At 66.9% G+C, this 19405-nt stretch carries 19 protein-coding genes; 9 read left to right on the top strand and 10 right to left on the bottom strand.

The features are described 5' to 3' along the window. The first annotated feature begins 17 nt into the window (after nucleotides 1–17). Nucleotides 18–224: a DUF2442 domain-containing protein gene (locus tag HJG53_RS09550; RefSeq protein ID WP_254447670.1), complete on the top strand. Its 207-nt coding sequence runs from the start codon at nucleotides 18–20 to the stop codon at nucleotides 222–224. Further along, nucleotides 221–1282, top strand: a complete 1062-nt coding sequence (gene aroC / locus HJG53_RS09545; protein WP_171129950.1) for a chorismate synthase — start codon at nucleotides 221–223, stop codon at nucleotides 1280–1282. The genes HJG53_RS09550 and aroC overlap by 4 nt, the downstream gene beginning before the upstream one ends. 1 nt (nucleotide 1283) lies before the next feature. Here the strand turns inward: aroC and HJG53_RS09540 are convergent, their stop codons facing one another. The 4 genes from HJG53_RS09540 to HJG53_RS09525 all read right to left on the bottom strand — a co-directional run bounded on the left by HJG53_RS09540 (nucleotide 1284) and on the right by HJG53_RS09525 (nucleotide 4290). After that, complete coding sequence (locus HJG53_RS09540; RefSeq protein WP_171129948.1) at nucleotides 1284–2021, bottom strand: class I SAM-dependent methyltransferase; 738 nt, start codon at nucleotides 2019–2021, stop codon at nucleotides 1284–1286. Nucleotides 2022–2058: 37 nt separating this feature from the next. Further along, a complete protein-coding gene (locus HJG53_RS09535) occupies nucleotides 2059–2931 on the bottom strand; it encodes an LOG family protein (RefSeq protein WP_171129946.1) in 873 nt (290 codons plus the stop codon). A gap of 38 nt (nucleotides 2932–2969) precedes the next feature. Further along, nucleotides 2970–3620 (bottom strand): extensin family protein, encoded by a 651-nt coding sequence (locus tag HJG53_RS09530; RefSeq protein ID WP_171129943.1) that lies wholly within the window; start codon nucleotides 3618–3620, stop codon nucleotides 2970–2972. A 76-nt stretch (nucleotides 3621–3696) separates the two neighbouring features. Continuing rightward, the gene (locus HJG53_RS09525) at nucleotides 3697–4290 is read right to left on the bottom strand and encodes a PEPxxWA-CTERM sorting domain-containing protein (RefSeq protein ID WP_254447669.1); all 594 of its coding nucleotides are present in this window, start codon (nucleotides 4288–4290) and stop codon (nucleotides 3697–3699) included. Between the two features lie 176 nt (nucleotides 4291–4466). On the opposite strand from HJG53_RS09525, the gene HJG53_RS09520 reads away from it, so the two are divergent. From HJG53_RS09520 to HJG53_RS09510, 3 genes are read left to right on the top strand one after another with little or no spacing between them, the layout of a single operon-like run. Further along, nucleotides 4467–5303, top strand: a complete 837-nt coding sequence (locus tag HJG53_RS09520; protein WP_171129941.1) for a lytic transglycosylase domain-containing protein — start codon at nucleotides 4467–4469, stop codon at nucleotides 5301–5303. Nucleotides 5304–5339: 36 nt separating this feature from the next. Next, a complete protein-coding gene (gene flhA / locus HJG53_RS09515) occupies nucleotides 5340–7397 on the top strand; it encodes a flagellar biosynthesis protein FlhA (protein WP_171130678.1) in 2058 nt (685 codons plus the stop codon). An 8-nt stretch (nucleotides 7398–7405) separates the two neighbouring features. Continuing rightward, entirely contained in the window at nucleotides 7406–8143 is a 738-nt protein-coding gene (locus HJG53_RS09510) for a sigma-70 family RNA polymerase sigma factor (protein ID WP_254447668.1), read from the top strand. 123 nt (nucleotides 8144–8266) lie between these two features. Here HJG53_RS09510 and HJG53_RS09505 read toward each other — a convergent pair whose 3' ends face one another. Together HJG53_RS09505 and queF are read right to left on the bottom strand one after the other, a co-directional pair. Continuing rightward, nucleotides 8267–9163, bottom strand: coding sequence for a pirin family protein (locus HJG53_RS09505; protein WP_171129937.1), 897 nt, complete (start codon nucleotides 9161–9163; stop codon nucleotides 8267–8269). Continuing rightward, nucleotides 9163–9609, bottom strand: a complete 447-nt coding sequence (gene queF / locus HJG53_RS09500) for a preQ(1) synthase (protein WP_171129935.1) — start codon at nucleotides 9607–9609, stop codon at nucleotides 9163–9165. The genes HJG53_RS09505 and queF overlap by 1 nt, the downstream gene beginning before the upstream one ends. A 130-nt stretch (nucleotides 9610–9739) precedes the next feature. Between queF and HJG53_RS09495 the strand changes: the two genes are divergently transcribed. After that, entirely contained in the window at nucleotides 9740–11233 is a 1494-nt protein-coding gene (locus HJG53_RS09495; protein ID WP_171129933.1) for a S10 family peptidase, read from the top strand. A 95-nt stretch (nucleotides 11234–11328) separates the two neighbouring features. Here the strand turns inward: HJG53_RS09495 and HJG53_RS09490 are convergent, their stop codons facing one another. Further along, complete coding sequence (locus HJG53_RS09490) at nucleotides 11329–13764, bottom strand: TonB-dependent receptor (RefSeq protein WP_171129931.1); 2436 nt, start codon at nucleotides 13762–13764, stop codon at nucleotides 11329–11331. A 111-nt stretch (nucleotides 13765–13875) separates the two neighbouring features. Here HJG53_RS09490 and HJG53_RS09485 point away from each other — a divergent pair, with 111 nt between their 5' ends. Further along, the gene (locus HJG53_RS09485; RefSeq protein WP_171129930.1) at nucleotides 13876–14490 is read left to right on the top strand and encodes a TetR/AcrR family transcriptional regulator; all 615 of its coding nucleotides are present in this window, start codon (nucleotides 13876–13878) and stop codon (nucleotides 14488–14490) included. Here HJG53_RS09485 and metW read toward each other — a convergent pair. Next, complete coding sequence (metW, locus tag HJG53_RS09480) at nucleotides 14487–15074, bottom strand: methionine biosynthesis protein MetW (protein WP_171129928.1); 588 nt, start codon at nucleotides 15072–15074, stop codon at nucleotides 14487–14489. The two genes, HJG53_RS09485 and metW, sit on opposite strands and share 4 nt — an antisense overlap. Continuing rightward, on the bottom strand, nucleotides 15071–16180 hold the full coding sequence (locus HJG53_RS09475; RefSeq protein WP_171129926.1) for a homoserine O-acetyltransferase: 1110 nt from the start codon (nucleotides 16178–16180) through the stop codon (nucleotides 15071–15073). Before HJG53_RS09475 ends, metW begins: the two co-directional genes overlap by 4 nt. A gap of 99 nt (nucleotides 16181–16279) precedes the next feature. Between HJG53_RS09475 and hisC the strand changes: the two genes are divergently transcribed. After that, the gene (hisC, locus tag HJG53_RS09470; RefSeq protein ID WP_171129924.1) at nucleotides 16280–17380 is read left to right on the top strand and encodes a histidinol-phosphate transaminase; all 1101 of its coding nucleotides are present in this window, start codon (nucleotides 16280–16282) and stop codon (nucleotides 17378–17380) included. Next, the gene (locus HJG53_RS09465) at nucleotides 17380–18282 is read left to right on the top strand and encodes a prephenate/arogenate dehydrogenase family protein (protein WP_171129922.1); all 903 of its coding nucleotides are present in this window, start codon (nucleotides 17380–17382) and stop codon (nucleotides 18280–18282) included. The genes hisC and HJG53_RS09465 overlap by 1 nt, the downstream gene beginning before the upstream one ends. Nucleotides 18283–18287: 5 nt before the next feature. Here HJG53_RS09465 and HJG53_RS09460 read toward each other — a convergent pair whose 3' ends face one another. After that, entirely contained in the window at nucleotides 18288–19355 is a 1068-nt protein-coding gene (locus HJG53_RS09460) for a retroviral-like aspartic protease family protein (protein ID WP_171129920.1), read from the bottom strand. Nucleotides 19356–19405: the final 50 nt, after the last annotated feature.

Here is a 19405-nt window from a genome sequence, read left to right as displayed (position 1 = left end):
GCTTCGACGCCGACTCGATGTGGGTGTCCCTGAGCGATGGCCGCACCCTGGGTGTTCCGCTGGTCTGGTATCCTCGCCTCCTGAACGGCACGTCGGAGGCGCGTCAGGATTTTTTCATCTCCCCCAGCGGCATTCACTGGGAGGCGCTCGATGAAGATGTCTCGATCGAGGGATTGCTGTTCGGCTGGCGCGAACAGCTGAGCGGATCTCGTCAGGCGGCGTGAGCTTCAACAGCTTCGGTCGCGTCTTCCGGTTCACGACCTGGGGGGAAAGTCACGGACCGGCCATCGGGGCGGTGGTGGATGGCTGTCCGCCCGGCTTGAGCCTCAGCGAGCAGGACATCCAGCCCTGGCTCGATCGCCGGCGGCCCGGCCAGTCGCGCTTCACCACGCAGCGGCAGGAGCCGGATCAAGTCCGCATCCTCTCCGGGGTGTTCGAGGGCAAGACGACGGGCACGCCGATCAGCCTGCTCATCGACAATGTCGACCAGCGCTCGAAGGACTATTCCGAGGTCGCGCAGGCTTATCGGCCGGGCCATGCCGACTATGCTTATGACGCGAAATACGGCTTACGCGACTATCGCGGCGGCGGGCGTTCCTCGGCGCGCGAAACCGCGTCGCGTGTCGCCGCGGGCGCCGTGGCGCGCCTCGTCATCCCCGAAGTGACCATCCGGGCCTGGGTGAGCGAAGTCGGCGGCGACGCGATCGCGAGCTTCGATGCCGAGCAGATCGATGCCAACCCCTTCTTCTGCCCGGACGCGGCCGCCGCCGCCCGGTGGGAGCGGCTGATCGACGATGCCCGCAAGTCCGGCTCTTCGCTCGGGGCTGTGGTGGAGTGCGAAGCGTCAGGGGTGCCCGCCGGCTGGGGCGCGCCGCTCTATGCCAAGCTCGACAGCGAGCTCGCCGCGGCCGCCATGTCGATCAACGCGGTGAAAGGAGTCGAGATCGGCGACGGCTTCGCGGCTTCGCGGCTGCGCGGCGAAGAGAATGCCGATCCGATGCGACCGGGCGAGCGCGGTCCCAGCTTTGCCAGCAATCACGCCGGCGGCATTGCCGGCGGCATCTCGACGGGTCAGCCGGTCCGCTTGCGCGTCGCCTTCAAGCCGACCAGCTCGATCCTGACGCCGGTGGAAACGATCACCCGCGCCGGCGAAGCGACGGAGATCATGACCAAGGGCCGGCACGATCCCTGTGTCGGCATCCGTGGCGTCCCCGTGGTCGAAGCGATGATGGCGCTGGTCCTCGCCGACCAGAAGCTGCTGCACCGCGCCCAGTGCGGCTGAGCTAGCGGATCCTGACCCCGACCAGCGTGCCCTTGGTGCCGCTGCGGTCGAGCGTGAAACTGAAGTTCGGCCAGGCCTTGCGCCAGCGGCGGGCCACGAGGCGTTCGCCGGGGCGGGCGGCGTCGTCGAGCAGCACGGTGCCGCCGACCGGAATGCGATCGAACAGCGTCTCGGCCGCGCCGCGCACCAGCGGATGGACCGTCCAGGGCGGGCCGTCGATGATCAGCAGGTCGATGCGATCGGGCAGATGATGCACGTCGTACCAGAGGCGCGGCCAGCCGGCCGGCGCTGGCACCAGGGCGGCCGTGTGCAGATTGGCAGACAGGCCATGCTCCACCAGCCAGGCACCGGTCGCCGCGACGAAGTCCGCATGTTGGTCGAAGCTGGTGAGTCTGCCGCCGCCGCTCAGCGCCATCGCGCGCGCCGCAACCAGCGTCGACGCCCCCGCGCCCAGCTCGACCACCTGCCGCGGTCGCAGCTTTTCGATCGTGTCGACAATGCGGTGGAGCAACGCGGTGTCGGCCTTCCAGCTGCCGAGGTTCGGCAGCGCGTCGGCCGGCAGCTGAAGCCGCTCAAGCAGCCGCGCCTTGTCGCGCTTGCTGCCGCCCGACAGGCTCCGCAGCAGCCACGGCCAGCCGATCGCGCCGAACGTCAGCACCGCCGCGCGATCCACCAGGGATGGATCGGAAGCGTCGGCGTGCGCGCGCGGCAGCAGCTTGGTGGCGTATTTGCTGGTCATCGGCGCCGGTCAGACGCTCCGATCATGCCCATGTTCCCTATTCGGCGAGCGGCCGGTCGCGCCACCACTTGCGCACATAGTCCCAGCCTTCCTGCGCCGTTTCGACGAAATGGAACAGCTCCAGGTCCTTGCGCGCGATCACGCCTTCTTCGGCAAGCGCTTCGAAATCGACGACGCGCTCCCAGAATTCCCGGCCATACATCAGCACCGGGATCGGCGAGACCTTGCCGGTCTGGATGAGCGTCAGCAGCTCGAACGTCTCGTCGAACGTGCCGAAGCCGCCGGGGAAGACGGCCACGGCACGGGCGCGCAACAGAAAGTGCATCTTGCGCAGCGCGAAATAGTGGAACTGGAAGCTCAGGCCCGGCGTGACATAGGGGTTGGGTGTCTGTTCGTGCGGCAGCACGATGTTGAGGCCGACCGACTCGGCGCCGACGTCCTGCGCGCCCCGATTCGCCGCTTCCATGATCGACGGGCCGCCGCCCGAGCAGACGACGAAGTGGCGCCGACCTTCCATGTCGCGCGCCGCATGGCTGGCCAGCTGGGCGAGTTCGCGCGCGACGTCGTAATATTTGGCCTTGGCGATCAGCCGCTCGGCGACCTTCTTCGCGTAATCGTCGGTCGCGACCTCGCGCAGGACTTCGGCTTTGGCCGGTTCGGGAATGCGTGCGGACCCGTAGAAGACGAAGGTGGAACCGATCTTCGCCTCGTCGAGCAGCAATTCCGGCTTCAGCAGCTCCAGCTGGAACCGGACGGGGCGCAGATCCTCGCGCAGCAGGAACTCGTCGTCCTGGAACGCCAGCCGGTAGGCCGGATGCATGGTCTGCGGAGTCTGGGTGAGGTTTTGCGTCGCCTTTGCCTCTTCATGGGCATTGGGAAAGACGCGGGAAGGTACGCGGGTATCGGTCATAAGCGGGCGGGCTTAGGCGGAGTGCGCCGCCGCGGCAATCACCTGCAGAAAGGGCCGCGCCCCATGTCCAGGTGGAAGTGATCGGCGTGCAGGCTGTTATAATCGGGGCTCAGCACGGTCTTGAAGCGACGGCATGCCGAGGTGCGGATCACGAGCAGGAAGCTGCGCACATCGGCATCGGGCGAGTTCCAGTCCTTCTTGAGCGTGATCTGCCGCCCGTCGGCGAGCAGGAAGCCGCTGACATCGACCGCATTGGCGGTGGCATGCTCGGACAGGCGCCCGGCGAGGGCGCCGTTGACGTTGCGGCAGGAATAAGTGCCGAAGGTCTCGACCTTGGCGATCTCGCTGCGCAGATACAGCCGGGCCGCCGGCATCACGCCATTCCGCACCCATGCACTGAAGGTCGCCGCCAGGCTGCAGTTCATAGCGCCCAAGTTAGACACCGGCACGCCGGCGTCGAGCAGCTTGACGCTCGCAAAGCTGTAGCAGCCGCCGCCATAATCCCGATCGGGTAGTGCCGAAAAGCGGGCGAGCTGGCCGAGATTGGCAAGGCAGACGCGCACCTGCGGCGAGTCGATCGTCAGGCGGTTGGGTGGGCTGGGCCGGGGCTGGGCGCGCTGCTCGTCGCGGCCGGTGCACGCGGCCAGCAGCAGCGCGACACCAGCAACAACGGCAAGGTTCCTCCCCATCGGAAAACCATGCCGCACTCTTCGTCTATTGAGAATCGGCACGGCGGTCAGCCGTGCCGCGGACGAGTCCGGCGGATCAAGCGAAGGCGGCGGTGCGCTTGCGGCGGCGGGCCGCTGCGCCGATCAGGCCGAAGCCGCTGATCAGCAACGCCCACATAGCCGGCTCGGGAACTGCGGCGGGCGGGGGCGGCGGCGCGACATTGCCGGTCGAATAGATCGCGATGTTGGAGATGCCTTGGAACTTCACGAGGAAGCTGGTCAGGCTCGATCCCGCATCGATCTTGTAAAAGCCGGTGCCGTTGCCGACGCCGTTCGGGCCGCCACCACCGAAATGGATGCCCAGAAAGGTGATGCCGGTGAGCGTCTGATGCAGGCCGACCGTCTTCGAATCCGTCAGGTTGTACTTCAGACCTGCAGCCTCGAGCCCGGTGAAGTTCTTGTCCCAGGTGAAGCCGACATCCTTGAGGCCGGCGAACTGCTCGTCGCGCGTGGCGTTGCTGAGCAGATTGCCGCTATAGAAGCCGCTGCAGTCCAGGGTCGTCACATTGAGGTCGCTCAACGAACAGGCGATCGGACCCGATGCGGGCGCGGGGCTGTTGTTCTTGGCTTGGGCCGGAACGGCGCCGGCAAGGCAGGTCACGGCGGCAACGCCGAGCATCAGTTTACGCATAAGAAACCCCCACAAACAAAGACCCCGGGAATGGCCCGTTCTCTTACCGCCGGCTTGTTACCAATCTCCTTTTCTGACTCCCAGCATCGATTGGAGTGGCAGCGTGCCATCGCGGGACTGCGCCGAAATGGCACATTCCTTGCTGAAAGCGCCGTGACATCAATCGGGGCGTCTGAATGACCGTTGCCACGCTGCAATCGCTGCTTTCGACCGGAGGCGTGCAGTCCGCCATCCAGCGGGCGAGCCATAAGACCGGAGTCGATTTCTCCTATCTGCTCGGCCAGGCGCAGGTGGAATCGAGCCTGCGTGTGGACGCCAAGGCGCCGACCAGCAGCGCATCGGGCCTCTATCAGTTTGTCGAGCAAAGCTGGCTGGGCACGGTCAAGAAGCACGGCGCCGAACACGGCCTGGGCTGGGCTGCCGACAAGATCACCCAGGGACCAAGCGGCCGCTATTACATCTCCGACCTCGCGACCCGCGATTATGTGCTGAAGCTGCGCAACAATCCCGAAGTCGCTTCGCTGATGGCGGCCGAGCATGCCGCGGACAACAAGGCGGAGTTGGAGGCGACCCTGGGCCGCGAAGCAGGCGGCACCGACCTCTATATGGCGCATTTCCTGGGTATCGGGGGCGCCAAGAAGTTCCTCTCCACGCTGCAGCGCAATCCCGAGACCGCGGCAGCACAGCTCTTCCCGGCTGCGGCCGCCTCCAATCGCGGCATCTTCTTCGGCGAAGGCGGGCGGATGCGCTCCGTCTCCGAAATCTACGATCGCTTTGCGACCAAGCTGCAACGGGGCGTCGAGATTGCCGCCGGCGGCAAGTCGTTGCCGCCCGTTGCCGCACCCGGCAGACCCGATGCGGCCTTCCAGCTCGCGGTGATCGAGCAGCAGGACCGGCCCGAGACCGCGACGCTCGACCAGCTGCTCGCCTCGGCCGACCGCCCCAACCTGCTCCGCCCAACGCCGGACAGCGCGAAGCTCGCCTATATGCTGCTCGCGAGCATGGGGGCGTAACGGGTGGCCTCGATCGCTCTCACACCCGCCGCGACGATGAAGATGGGGCGCCTCGCCGCCCTACCCGCCGGCATCCTGATCCTCGTGCTGCTGATGGTCGTGCCGATCCCGGCCGGCCTGCTCGACCTGTTCTTCATCCTGAACATCATGGTCTCGGTCGCGGTGCTGATGGTGGCGCTGAATGCGGAAAAGCCGCTCGACTTTTCCAGCTTTCCGACCGTGCTGCTGCTCGCGACCCTGTTCCGGCTGGCGCTGAACGTCGCCTCGACCCGCGTCGTGCTGGTCCACGGCCATGAAGGAAAGGCCGCCGCCGGCCATGTCATCGAGGCGTTCGGCGCCTTCCTGATCGGCGGCAATTATGTCGTCGGCCTGCTCGTCTTCGCGATCCTCGTCATCATCAACATGATCGTGATCACCAAGGGCGCGGGCCGCGTGTCCGAAGTGTCGGCCCGCTTCACCCTCGACGCTTTGCCCGGCAAGCAGATGGCGATCGACGCCGACCTCAATGCCGGCCTGATCACGCCGGAGGAGGCCAAGGCACGTCGCGTGGAGACTGGCGTCGAGGCCGATTTCTACGGCTCGATGGACGGTTCGTCGAAGTTCGTGAAGGGCGACGCCACCGCGGCGCTGCTGATCCTCGGCGTCAACGTGATCGGCGGCCTGATCATCGGCGTCGCCAGCCACGGCCTCGGCATCGCCGAAGCGGCCAAGACCTATGTGATGCTGGCGGTCGGCGACGCGCTCGTCGCGCAGATCCCGTCGCTGTTGCTGTCGATCGCGGCGGCCGCGATCGTCACCCGCGTCGCCTCCAGCCACGACCTTGCCGGCCAGATCGGCAGCCAGTTCGCCAGCGCGCGAACCTGGGCGCCGGTGGCCGCAATCCTCGGCATTCTCGGCGTGCTGCCGGGCATGCCGCACCTCGTCATGCTGCCGCTCGCCGCCTTGGCTGGTTTCGTCGCCTGGAAGCTCAGCAAGGCCAAGGCCGCCGCCGACGCCCTGCCGGTCCCGGCCAATGACGACACGCCCGCCGATCTCAGCAAGATCGACTGGTCGGAAGTCTCGGACGCGATGCAGGTCAATCTCGAGATCGGCTATGGCTTGGTGCCGTTGGTCGACGAGCGCCAGGGCGCCCCGCTGATGACGCGGATCACCGGCGTGCGTCGCCAGCTGTCGAAGGAACTCGGCTTTGTCGTCCCGCAGGTCCGCGTCCGCGACAACATCTCGATCCCGCCGTATAATTACCGCATCGTCATTAACGGCGTCGTGGTCGGCGAAGATGTCGCCTCGCCCGACGAGATGCTGGCGCTCGACACCGGCCAGGCGGTCGGGCGGCTGCAGGGCCGCACCGCCAAGGACCCGACCTTCGGCCTCGACGCGGTGTGGATTTCGCCGAACGACGCCGATGCGGCGACGGCGGCCGGCTATATGGTCGTCGACAGCGGTACCGTCATCGCGACCCAGCTCAACCACCTGCTCGGTGCCCATGCCGCCGAACTGTTGGGTCCGGACGAAGTGCAGAGCCTGCTCGACCGGCTGAAGGACTCGGCCGCGCAGCTGGTCGCCTCCTTGTCGCCCAATCCCGTGCCGCTGACCGCGCTGACTCAGGTGCTGCGCGCGCTGCTGTCCGAAGGCATTCCGCTGAAGGAATTCCGCCGGATCGCCGCTTCGATCGCGGTCGCGGCGCAGAAGACGCTCGATCCCGAAGAACTGGTCGAAGCGATCCGCCCCGATCTCGGGCCGCTGATCATCCAGCGCCTGTGCACGCCGCGCGAGCCGCTGCGCGTGATGACGCTGGAGGGCGGGCTCGAGGCGATCCTCGGCCAGGCGGTCCGTTCCGATCCGTCCAACCGCCACATGATCGAGCCGGACCTTGGCCGCCGCATCGTCGATGCGCTGCAGCAGGCCGCGCGTCCGCTGATCGCCGAAGGCAAGCCGTTCGCGCTGGTCGTCCAGCCGACCGTCCGCCTCGCCGTCCGCAAGCTCGTCCGCGCGTCCTTGCCCGACACGCCGGTGATGAGCTTCCTCGAAGTGCCCGAAGACAAGGCGGTCGAAGTCGTCGCCGTCATCGGCGCCCCGCAACAGCTCGCCGCATGAGACCGGATATGGCCACCGAACCGCTGATGCCCGTCACCTATAGCCGCACCGGCACGACCGGAGCGCAGGCGCACGAAGCCCTGATCCGCGACCATATGCCCCTGGTCCGCCGCATCGCCTGGCACGTTCATGGCTCCGTCTCCAGCTCGGTCGAGGTGGAGGATCTGATCCAGACCGGCCTGGTCGCCCTCGTCGAGGCCGCCGCTTCGTTCGAGGATCGCGGGCAGGTGACCTTCGCCCAATATCTGTCCACGCGCATCCGCGGCTCGATGATCGACGAGTTGCGCCGCCAGGCGACGATCACCCGGGGCGCGATGCGCCGCCGCCGCGAGATCGCCGACGCCGAGTCGAACCTGTCGGTGAAGCTCGGCCGCGCGCCGAGCGACGAGGAACTCGCCTTCCAGCTCGGCGTGCCGACCGAGCGCCTGCGCCAGGAGCGCGACGCCGCGCAGCCGGTCCGCTTCGAGCCGATCGACGGCGTCTATACCGACGACAATCCGTGGTTCATGAGCGATGACCCCAACCCGTTCGAATTGCTCGAACAGGAGGATGCCCGCCAGGCGCTGATCGAAGCGATCGGCCGCCTTTCCGAGCGCGAGGCGCAGGTGATCCAGCTCTATTATGTCGAGGACCTCAATCTCGAGGAGATCGGGCTGGTCCTCGGCGTCGGCGCCGCCCGCGTCTGCCAGATCAAGAAGAGCGCCCACGACCGGCTGAAAAAGGCCCTCGCCGCACGGGTGGGGTAACGCCTCACTTCGTCATGCCGAACTTGTTTCGGCACAAGGCTTGGGCAGCGTAGCGTTGGGCGTTCCCCGCCAAGCCCTTGAGCAGCACCACCCTTGTCCCGAAACAAGTTCGGGATGACGGCACTATGGATAGCTCACGGTCAGCGGCACCTCGGGCAGCGGGATGAACTCGCCGGCTTCGCCCGGCACGTGCGGGAAGCGGCCGTCCTTCCAGTCATGCTTGGCCTGGTTGATCCGGTCCCGGCTCGACGAAACGAAATTCCACCAGACATGACGCGGCGTGCGGAAGGCCTCGCCGCCGAGCAGCATCACCCGCGCGCCCGCCGACGAGCGCAGGGTCATGGGTACGCCCGGCTTGAGCAGATAGAGCGCGTAGAGGTCCAGCGGCTCGCCATCGAGGCTCGCATCGCCGAGCGCCACGACCACGGCACGCTCGTCGGCGCCGGCGTCGATCGGCAGCGCGGCGCCCGGCTGCAGCTGGATGTCGGCATAGATGGTGTCGGCATGGCAGGTGGTCGGCGCGGTGCGTCCCCAGAGCGAACCCATGATCACGCGAGCGTTTACTTGGCCGTCATCGATGATCGGCAGGTCCGCGGCCGCGACATGCTCGAAGGCCGGATCGATCTCTTCCTTGCCGTCGGGCAAAGCGAGCCAGGTCTGCATGCCCGACATGATCGCGCCGCCGGTCCGCTCGGATGCGGGCGAGCGTTCGGAATGGACGATGCCGCGGCCCGCCGTCATCAGGTTGACCGCGCCCGGCTCGATCGTCGCGAAGGTGCCAAGCGAGTCGCGATGGTCGATGGCGCCGCCGAACAGATAGGTCACGGTGGCGAGGTTGATGTGCGGGTGCGGGCGCACGTCCATGCCCTGGCCGGGGTCGAGCTGCGCCGGGCCGAACTGATCGACGAAGATGAACGGCCCGACCATCGTCCGCGGCTTGGACGGCAGCGTGCGCCGCACCTTGAAGCCGCCGAGATCGTGCGTGCTGGGTGTGATGGTCAGCGTGAACAGGTCCGACATCAGCCGCGCCCCCGATAGCCGGGCACGTCCTGCGCCGGCAGCCACAGTCCGGCCGGCGGTTCGCCGGACTGCCAGAACACGTCGATCGGAATGCCGCCGCGCGGATACCAATAGCCGCCGATGCGCAGCCAGAGCGGCTTCATCTCCACGAACAGCCGTTCGGCGATGCCGACGGTGCAATCCTCGTGGAACGCCGCATGGTTGCGGAACGCGCCCAGGAACAGCTTCAGCGACTTGGATTCGACGATCGTCTCTGCCGGCGCATAGTCGATGACCAGGTGCGCGAAATCCGGCTGGCCGGTCACCGGGCAAAGCGAGGTGAACTCCGGCGCGGTGAAGCGCACGAGATAGGGCCGACCGGGCCGCGGATTGGGCACGTAATCGAGAGTTGCGGCCTCTGGGCTGGTCGGGAGACTGGTCGACTGACCAAGATGTGTGACCTTCATGGTCTCCATCTAGTCGTTCATCGACAAACCCCCAAGCCGGATTGGCCTGAGCTTGTCGAAGGCCTCCCTTCTTCCTACCACCACGGCAGAAAAATGGGCTGCGAAGGGCTCGGCCCGGACGGAGGAAAATTTGCGCTCAATCCTGCTTCTCGGCGCGGCATTGCTCGCGTCTCCATTGCTGGCTCAGGATAGGAAGGAAGAGCCCAAGGCCGAAAAGACGGCCGACATTCCCCCGCCGCAGATCGTCACCAAGCGGATGAGCGGCACCTTCGGCGGGCAGCGGGTCGACTATGTCGCGACCGCCGGCGAGATCCAGTTGAAGGGCGATGACGGCGCGCCGCGCGCGGTCATCAATTACTACAGCTACGTCAAGGAACCGCGCGACCCGAACCGGCCGGTCACCTTCCTGTTCAACGGCGGCCCCGGCTCGGGTTCGGTGTGGCTGCACATGGGCGCGTTCGGGCCGAAGCGGGTGGCGATCCCCTCCGATGCGCGCGACGATGGGGCGCCGCCTTATCCGATCGTCGACAATCCGGACTCGCTGCTCGACGCTACCGACATCGTCTTCATCGATCCGGTCGGCACCGGCTTCAGCCATGTCGTCGGCAAGGGCGAGACCAAGGATTATTGGGGCGTCACCAAGGATGCCCAGTCGGTCGCCAAGGTGATCCGGCTGTGGCTGAACGAAAATGGCCGCTGGAACAGCCCCAAATTCCTCGGCGGCGAAAGCTATGGCACCACCCGCTCCGCCGCGGTCGCGAACGAGCTGGAGGGCAGCTACAATGATGTCGGGCTGAACGGCATCATCCTGATCTCGACCATCCTCGACTTCGGCGCCCAGGCCGAGGTGGAGGGCAACGACATGCCCTATATCATCTCGCTGCCCAGCTATGCGGCGGTTGCCTGGTACCACAACAAGGTGCCGAACAAGCCCGGGACGGTCGAGCAGTTCGTCGCCGAAGCCAGGGCGTTCGCGATCGGCCCCTATGCGTCTGCGCTGATGAAGGGCCAGGCGCTGCAGGGCGCGGAGCGCGATCAGGTCCGCACCCAGCTCGCCCGCTATTCGGGCCTGTCGGAGGCGTTCCTTGAGCGCACCGACCTGCGCCCTTCGCCGGGTCGCTTCTGGAAGGAGCTGCTGCGCGATCGGGGGCTCACCGTAGGCCGCCTCGACAGCCGCTACACCGGCCGCGACCGCGACAGCGCCGGCGAGGAAATGGACAATGATCCAAGCTTCTACGGCATCGATGCGGGCTATACGGCGGCGATCAACGCCTATCTGCGCGACACGATGGGCTTCAAGTCGGAACGGTCCTACGTCACCATCGGCAATGTCCAGCCGTGGGACTGGGATCTGGGCCGGGGCGAGGGCACCTATTACAAGTCGGTCGCGCCCTATATCGGCAAGGCGCTGCGCGAGAATTCAGGCCTGCGCGTGTTCGTCGGCCAGGGCTATTACGACTTCGCCACGCCGTTCTTCGGCGCCGAATATGCGCTCAGCCGCACCGGCTTCCCGCAGGATCGGATCGTCTGGAAATATTATGAAGCGGGCCACATGATGTACGTCCGCGACGAAGACCGGAGGAAGCTTTCCTCCGACATTCGCGCCTTCATCCGCAGCCGCTGAGGAAGTTGGGGTGAGCCCCCTTCAGAGCTGAAGGGGAGTCTGGACAAGGAGCCCACCCCGCCCCCTCCCGCAGGGGGGCGGGAGAGGGCATTCGGTCAGAACTTCAGGCCGAACGAGACGAACAGCTGGCGGGGATTGCCGTAGAAGGCGGTGACCACGCCTTCCCGGCCCAGCGACGGCGCCACGCCGGGCACTGCAAAGGTGGCCGGCACCGCCGGGTTGACGCCGAGGACCGGCTGGCCAGTCACCGGGTTCACGTTCAGGAACTGATAGCCCGAGACGATGTAGCGCTTGTCGGTGATGTTCTTGGCGTGGAGCCCGATCGTGTAGCGATCGTCCTCGCTGGTCCAGACGAGCGAGGCATCCCAGAGCGCATAGCCGGGCTGGTCCAGATAGGGGCTCGGCGTCTCGAACTGGAAGGTCTTGCTGCGATAGGACAGGGTCGTGCTCGCATCGACCCGGCCCGGCCCGACCGGAACGCCGAAGTCGAGCGTGCCGGAGGCCGTCCATTTCGGCGTGTTCTGGATGCGCCGGAATTTGGCGACGTCGACCGGCTGGCCGGGACGGCCCGCAGCCGGCGTGCCGTCCGGGTTGAAGTTCGCGACCTGGGTCTCGAACCGGTCATACTGCGCGTCGATATAGCCGAGCGTGCCCGACAGGTTGAGGCGTGACCCCGCGCCGGCAAAGTCGCGCGCCAGCACGGCCTGTCCCTCGAACTCCACGCCCTTGAAGGTCGCCTTGCCGGCATTGGTGGTGACGCCGACGAACGTCGGAATGCCATTCACGATCGCGCCGACGGAACCCGGCACCTGCACGTCCTTATAGTCGGCATAGAAGCCGGCGAGGGCGAAGCGGAGGCGGTTGTCGAACAGCGATGCCTTCCAGCCGATTTCGTAGCTGTCGACCTTTTCCGGATCGAACAGGAAGTAATCGAAAATTTCCGAGGCCTCGCGCACGCCGTTGCCGTTGATGTCCGGCGCTGCGGTCGACAGGCCGCGCGGATCGAAGCCGCCACCTTTGAAGCCCTTGGAATAGCTGGCGTAGAGCGTGTGATCTTCGGTCGGCTTGAAGGTGACCGAAGCGCGCGGCGTGAATTCCTTGAAGGTCTTCTCGCCGGCGAAGTTGGACGTCAGCGCGCCCAGCTGCACGCCCGCCCCGCCCAGCTCGGGCGACGCGCCGCCGACAAGGTTCTTGCGGATCACGACCGCGTTGCGCTTGTCCGAGGTGTAGCGGCCGCCCAGCGAGACCTGGAACTGATCGGTCAGGTCATAGGTGATATCGCCGAATACCGCCCAGGTCTTGGTGCGGACGTCGCCGGCCGTGGACGCGGTGAAGCCGGGCGCGCCGATCAGCGCCCCGGTCGTCGCCAGCACCACGTCGAAAATGTTCCGCGCGCGGGCGTTCAGATAATAGGCGCCAACGATGCCGTTCAGCTTGTCGCTTTCATAGACGACCTGGAATTCTTCCGAAAACTGACGGTTGCGGTAGATGGCGGGCACGTCGACATCCGCGGCAGGCAGCGCGTCGAAGTCGATGGGGGTGGCGCTGCGATCCTTGCGATAGGCGAGGATGTTCTTGAGCGTGATGTTGTCGGTCGCCGCCCATTCGAGCCGGTTGGCGATGCCCCAGGCCTTGATGTCCTGCTTGGGCGTGACCAGCCCCCCGCGGGAGTCGAACTCGTCGGCCAGCACCGGAGCCGCCGTCAACAGGCTCGGGATCAGGCGATGGCCACCGCGCGTGTTCGAGCGGTCATGGGTATAGTCGCCCGACAGACGGAAGAAGAAGCTGTCGCGGCTGCCGGCTTCCGCCGTGGCGCGGAAGGCCCACACATCCTTGTTATAGTTCTCCTGTCCCGTGGTCAGGTTCTTGCCGAAGCCGCCGCGGCTCAGGCGCGCCAGCGACGCGCCGAGGCGGAAGTCGGGGGTCAGCGGCGCGCTGCCGGAGACGACCAGGTCGGCCTGATCATATTCGCCGAGATTGGCGCGGACGCTCAGCTCGGCATCGGTGGGGTTGAGCTCGCGCGTCACATATTTGATCGCGCCGCCGATCGTGTTGCGGCCATAGAGCGTGCCCTGCGGCCCGCGCAGCACCTCGATCCGTTGCACATCGTAAATGTCGAGCACCGCCGCCTGAGGACGGTTCAGATAGACGTCGTCCAGATACAGGCCGACGCCCGATTCGAAGCCGGCGACGGGGTCCTGCTGGCCGACGCCGCGAATGAACGCGGTCAGCGTCGAGTTGGTGCCGCGGCTGGTCTCGACCGTGATGTTCGGGGTCGTGTCCGAAATCTCGGTGATGTCGATTGCGCCCTGCCGCTCCAGCGCATCGCCCGAATAGGCGGTGATGGCGACCGGCACGTCCAGCAGATTCTCTTCGCGGCGCCGCGCGGTGACGACAATGTCGAGGTCGCCGGCGCTCGATTCCGCCGCCTGCTCGGCCGGCGCCTGATCCTGCGCCCAGGCCGGGATGGCAGTGAGCGCAGCGGTGGCGACGCCCAGGTTGAACAGCGCGCGTGCGGACAGTCTCGTCATCAAATCCTCCCCAAAGCGGGCAGCCCTCCCTGTGGCTTGTGCCCGATCTGACAGCGGCTATACTGAAACCTGAACCGGGTTTCAACTTGGTCGCGGGGGAGAGTAAAAGAAATGCCGGACCGTAGCGCCTCTGCAACACTGGGACCGAAGGAGCCGCGCACCGAACGCGGCCGGCGCACCTTGCGCGCCATCCTCGACGCCGCCGCCGCCGAGTTCGGGGAGCGCGGCTTTCACGACACGGGGATCACCCACATCACCCAGCGGGCGGGCGTCGCGCTCGGCACCTTCTACACCTATTTCGATTCGAAGGAGGAAGTGTTCCGGGCGCTGGTCCGCGACCTGTCGACGCAGGTCCGCGATCGGGTCGGTCCCCAACTGCTCAAGTCGGATCGCTATTTCGAGGCGGAGCGGACCGGCCGGCAGGCGTTCTTCGAGTTCGTCACCGAGCATAAGGAAATCTACCGGATCATCGACGAAGCCGAGTTCGTCGATCCCGAGGATTACCGGCGCCACTATAGCAGCAACGCCGACCATATCCGCACCCGCCTCGAGGCGGCGATCGCGCGCGGTGAAGTCCGGGACTGCGACGCCGAAGTCACCGCCTGGGCGCTGATGGGGATGAACGTGTTTCTCGGCCTCCGCTTCGGCGTCTGGACGAAGGACCGCAGTCCGGAACAGCTGGCGGCTGCAGTCGACAGCCTGATCTCGGACGGGCTGCGTCCCTAGCGCTTCAGCAGGAACACCGCGTGCTCGGCACGGAAATTGGCGGCTGCGGCGCTCGTCAGCCGGTCGCCCGACAGGAACCAGGCGCTCTCGACCGTCAGCCCGCGCGCGGCCACGAAGGCGCGAAAATCGTCGACCGTCACATGGTGGATGTTGGGCGTCTCAAACCACTCCAGCGGCAATAATCGCGTCACCGGCATCCGCCCGCCCCAGAGCAGCGACAGCCGCACGCGCCAGTGCGCGAAGTTCGGGAACGACACGAACGCCCGCCGTCCAATCCGCAATAGCTGGTCGAGTACCTGGTCGGGCCGGTGAGTGGTCTGCAGCGTCTGGCTGAGGATCGCATAGTCGAACGCATCGGCCGGATAATCGGCTAGATCCGTATCGGCATCGCCCTGGATCACCGACAGACCGCGCGCGACCGCCGCCGACACGTTCGCGCGGTCGAGCTCCACGCCGCGTGCATCGACGCCGCGCTCGTCGCGCAGCGCCGCCATCAGCGCGCCGTCGCCACAGCCCACATCGAGCACGCGGCTGCCCGGCGCGACGTTCGCCGCGATGATCGCGAGGTCGGGCCGCAGCGTCATGCCGCCCCCAGAAAGCCGGCGATGATCCGGTTCATCTCGGCATTGTCGAGCAGGAAGCTGTCATGGCCGAAGGGGCTCGACAGCTCGACGAAGCTGACCGGCGCGCCGGCGGCGTTGAGTGCGTGCACGATCGCGCGGCTTTCCGTCGTCGGGTAGAGCCAGTCGCTGTCGAAGCTGATCAGGCAGAAGCGCGTCGACCTGCCGCGAAACGCGTTGGCGAGGCTGCCGCCATGTTCCTCGGCGATGTCGAGATAGTCCATCGCGCGGGTGATATAGAGATAGGAATTGGCGTCGAACCGGTCGGTAAAGCTGATGCCCTGGTGGCGCAGATAGCTTTCGACCTGAAAATCCGCGTCGAAGCCGAAGCTCTTCGCGCCGCGTCCCTGCAGCCGCCGCCCGAATTTCTCGGTCAGCCCCGCTTCCGACAAATAGGTGATGTGCGCCGCCATGCGCGCCACCGCGAGGCCCGCGGCCGGCGGCTCGGCATCGTAATAATCGCCCGCCCGCCAGTTCGGATCGGCCATGATCGCCTGCCGCCCGACCTCGTGGAACGCGATGTTCTGCGCCGAATGCCGGGCCGACGAGGCGATCACCAGCGCCGCCTCGACCCGCTCCGGATATGTCGCCGCCCATTGTAGCGCCTGCATCCCGCCCATCGATCCGCCGACGACCGCCTTCAGCCGCTGGATGCCAAGATGATCGAGCAGCGCCGCCTGTGCCCGCACCATGTCGCGAATGGTGATGACGGGAAAGCGCATCGCATAGGGCGCGCCGTCCGGCGCCCGGCTCGCCGGCCCGCTCGACCCCATGCATGAGCCGAGCACATTGGCGCAGATGATCATGTTCCTGGCCGGGTCGATCGGCTTGCCCGGCCCGACCACCCGCGTCCACCAGCCGGGCTTGCCCGTGCGGGGATGCGGCGACGCGGCATGCTGGTCGCCGGTCAGCGCGTGGCAGATCAGGATCGCGTTGGAGGCATCGCCGTTCAGCGCGCCGTAGGTCTCATAGGCGATCTCGACGTCCGGCAGCGAACCGCCGCCATCCAGCGGCAGCTCCCGCGGCACGCGGACCCGCCGGTCCAGGCCGAAACGCCCGTCGAGCGTCACGCGGCACCGGCCAGGTCGAAGGGTATGGAGTGAACGAGAGGCACGGCGGCTCTTTGCGGCCAGCTTGCGTCCCGCGCAATCTCATCTACACGCCCGCCCATGCTCGCCCCTCAGCCCAAGCAGTGGATCATGGACATCGCCCCCTATGTGCCGGGGCGCGCAACCACCGATGATGGCCGCAAGGTCGCCAAGCTCTCGTCGAACGAAAACCCGCTCGGCACCAGCCCCGCCGCGCGAGAGGCATTCCGCTCCGCCGCCGACAGCCTCGAACGCTATCCGGACGCGAGCGGCGCGATCGTGCGCGAGGCGATCGCGGCCAAATACGGGCTCGATCCCGCCCGCGTCATCTATGGCAATGGCTCGGACGAGATCCTGCACCTGGCGGCGGGCGCCTTTGCAGGTGCCGGCGATGAAGTGATCTTCGTGCGCTACGGCTTTGCGGTCTATGAGATCGCGGCGCGGCGCGTGGGCGCGGTGCCGGTCGTCGCGCCGGACAAGGATTATGCGACCGATGTCGACGCGATCCTGTCGCTCGTCACCGATCGCACGCGGATCGTTTATATCGCCAATCCCAATAACCCGACCGGCACCTTCGCCTCGCGTGAAGAGATTGCGCGGCTGCATGCGGGCCTGCCGGGCAACGTGCTGCTCGTCCTCGATGGGGCCTATGCCGAATATCTCGACGCCGACGAGGATGACGGCGCCCTGGTGCTGGCCAGCGCCGCGCCCAACGTGCTCGTCACCCGCACCTTCTCGAAGATCTACGGCCTGGCGGCGGAGCGGATCGGCTGGGGCTATGCCTCGGCCGAGATCGTGCATGCGCTGCATCGTATCCGCCTGCCGTTCAACATTACCATTGCGGGCCAGCAGGCGGCGGTGGCGGCGCTGCACGACGAAGCCTTTGTCGCGCACTCGAAGGCGCACAATGCGAAATGGCGCGCCTGGTTCGCCGAGCAGGTCGCCAGCCTCGGCAATGCCGGCGTGCGCGCGGTGCCGAGCAAGGCCAACTTCCTCCTCGTCCTGTTCGAAGGCGCGCTGACCGCCGAGCGCGCCTATAAGGGGCTGATGGACGCCGGTTACATCACCCGCTGGCTGCCGGGGCAAAAGCTCGGCCACGGGCTGCGCATTTCGATCGGCACCGAGGAGGAGATGCTGGGCATGACCGAGGCGCTGCGCGGCCTGGTGGCCGAGGCGCGCTGATGCTGCCCTTCGCGCGCGTGTCGATCATCGGGCTGGGCCTGATCGGCTCGTCGATCGCGCGCGCGGTGCGGCAGCACATGCCGACGGTGCGGCTGACCGGGCACGACGCCGATCCTCAGGTGCGCGCCACGGCCGACCGGCTGCAGCTGTGCGACGACATCGCCGACAGCGCCGGCGCCGCGGTGACGGACGCCGAATTGGTCATCCTGTGCGTCCCCGTCGGCGCGATGGAAGGCGTGGCGCGCGAGATCGCGGACGATCTGCCCGCCGATGCCGTGGTCTCCGATGTCGGCTCGTCAAAGGCTGGCGTCGCGACCGCCTTGCGCGCGGCGCTGCCCGGCCGCCCGATCGTTCCGGCTCACCCGGTGGCCGGCACCGAGAATAGCGGCCCCGAGGCCGGCTTTGGGAGCCTGTTCCACGGCCGCTGGTGCATCCTGACCCCGCTCGAAGACAGCGGTTCGGCCGCGCCTCGCGTTCGCGCCTTTTGGGAAATGCTCGGCGCCCAGGTCGAGGAGATGACGCCCGAGCATCACGACCTGGTGCTCGCCGTCACCAGCCATTTGCCGCATTTGATCGCCTATACGATCGTCGGCACGGCCTCGGACCTCGAGGAAGTGACCCGCTCCGAAGTGATCAAATATTCGGCCGGCGGCTTTCGCGACTTCACCCGCATCGCCGCCTCAGACCCGACCATGTGGCGCGACGTGTTCCTGGCGAACAAGGAAGCGGTGCTGGAGATGCTGCAGCGCTTCACCGAGGATCTGACGGCCCTGCAACGCGCGATCCGCTGGGGCGATGGCGACGCGCTGTTCGATCTGTTCACCCGCACCCGCGCCGTCCGCCGCTCGATCATCGAACAGGGCCAGGACGATGCCGCGCCCGATTTCGGCCGCAGCCACTAGCCACTCTAGCGCTTGCAGGTCTCTTCGCGGTTGCCGGTCAGCCGCGTCAGCGACGAACTGAACGATGTGCGCAGCACGATGCCCTGCGTGCCGCACCGGCGCAGCTGGAACCGGACCTTGCGCGCGCGGAAATCGAGCGACACGCGGCGGAAGCTTTCGAGCAGATCGGTGCCGAGCAGCAGCGCCGGACGGTCGTCCATTTCGAACACGGCGAAGGGCGGCAGGTCGGCAAAGGCGATTGGCACGTCGCGCAGCGTGATGGAGCCGATGCGCAGCTCCGGCACCCGCGCCAGCTGCAGGTCCATCTGCACGCCGGTGACGCCGGTCACGCCGATGGTCGTGAACTTGTCGGCATATTTCTTGATCAGCTGGTCGCGCAGCTTGGTGTTGCCGATCGTGATCTCAGAGCCGGTGTCGATCACCGCTTCGACCGGCGTCCGGTTCGCCGTCACCTGGGTCAGGATCAGCTGACCGCGCCGGCGCCGCGCGACCACGACGATCTCGCCATCCAGTCGCGGCGTGGGCAGCGCGGCGTCCTCGACCTTGATCACGCGCTTTTCGAAATCGAGCATCAGTCGCTGTTCGACCAGCGCGTCGATGCCGATCATGCCTTCGCCGCCCAGATCGCGGTCGAGCAGCACCGGCAGCTGCAGGTCGCTGAAGTTGCCCTGGCCCAGCTGCAGCGTCTCGACCAGCACGCGGTCGACCCGGCTGCTGTCGGTCATGCCGTTGAGCAGCACCGGCGTGCCGCGCGGCAGCTGCAGCGTGTTCGCGACTCGCTGGCCGATCACCGACGTGTCGGCACCGCTATCGACCACGAACTGATAAGGACCCTTGCCATTGACCTGCACCGCGACCGTCATCCGCGTGCGCACCTTGCGCGCATCGATGTCCTGGCCGCCAATGGCCAGCGTCTCGTCGATCACCGCGGGTGGCAGCGGCGCCATCTTGGCCGCGGGATCGAGCGGCTTCTTGCGCGACTTGGCCATGGCTCCGGAGCCTGTCGCCAGCAGCGCGACCGCCGCGCCGGCGATGCCCCATGAAACCAGCTTGCCGATACTCTCCCGAACCACAACCGGCATCCTGCACCCGTTGCGCTGCCGGGGCAACGCGCCCTCGACCA

The sequence above is a fragment of the Sphingomonas sp. ID1715 genome, assembly GCF_013044515.1.
Lineage (GTDB): Bacteria > Pseudomonadota > Alphaproteobacteria > Sphingomonadales > Sphingomonadaceae > Sphingomonas_B.
The sequence above is the reverse complement of the archived record's forward strand: the minus strand, read 5'-3'. Positions and strand labels throughout refer to the sequence as shown.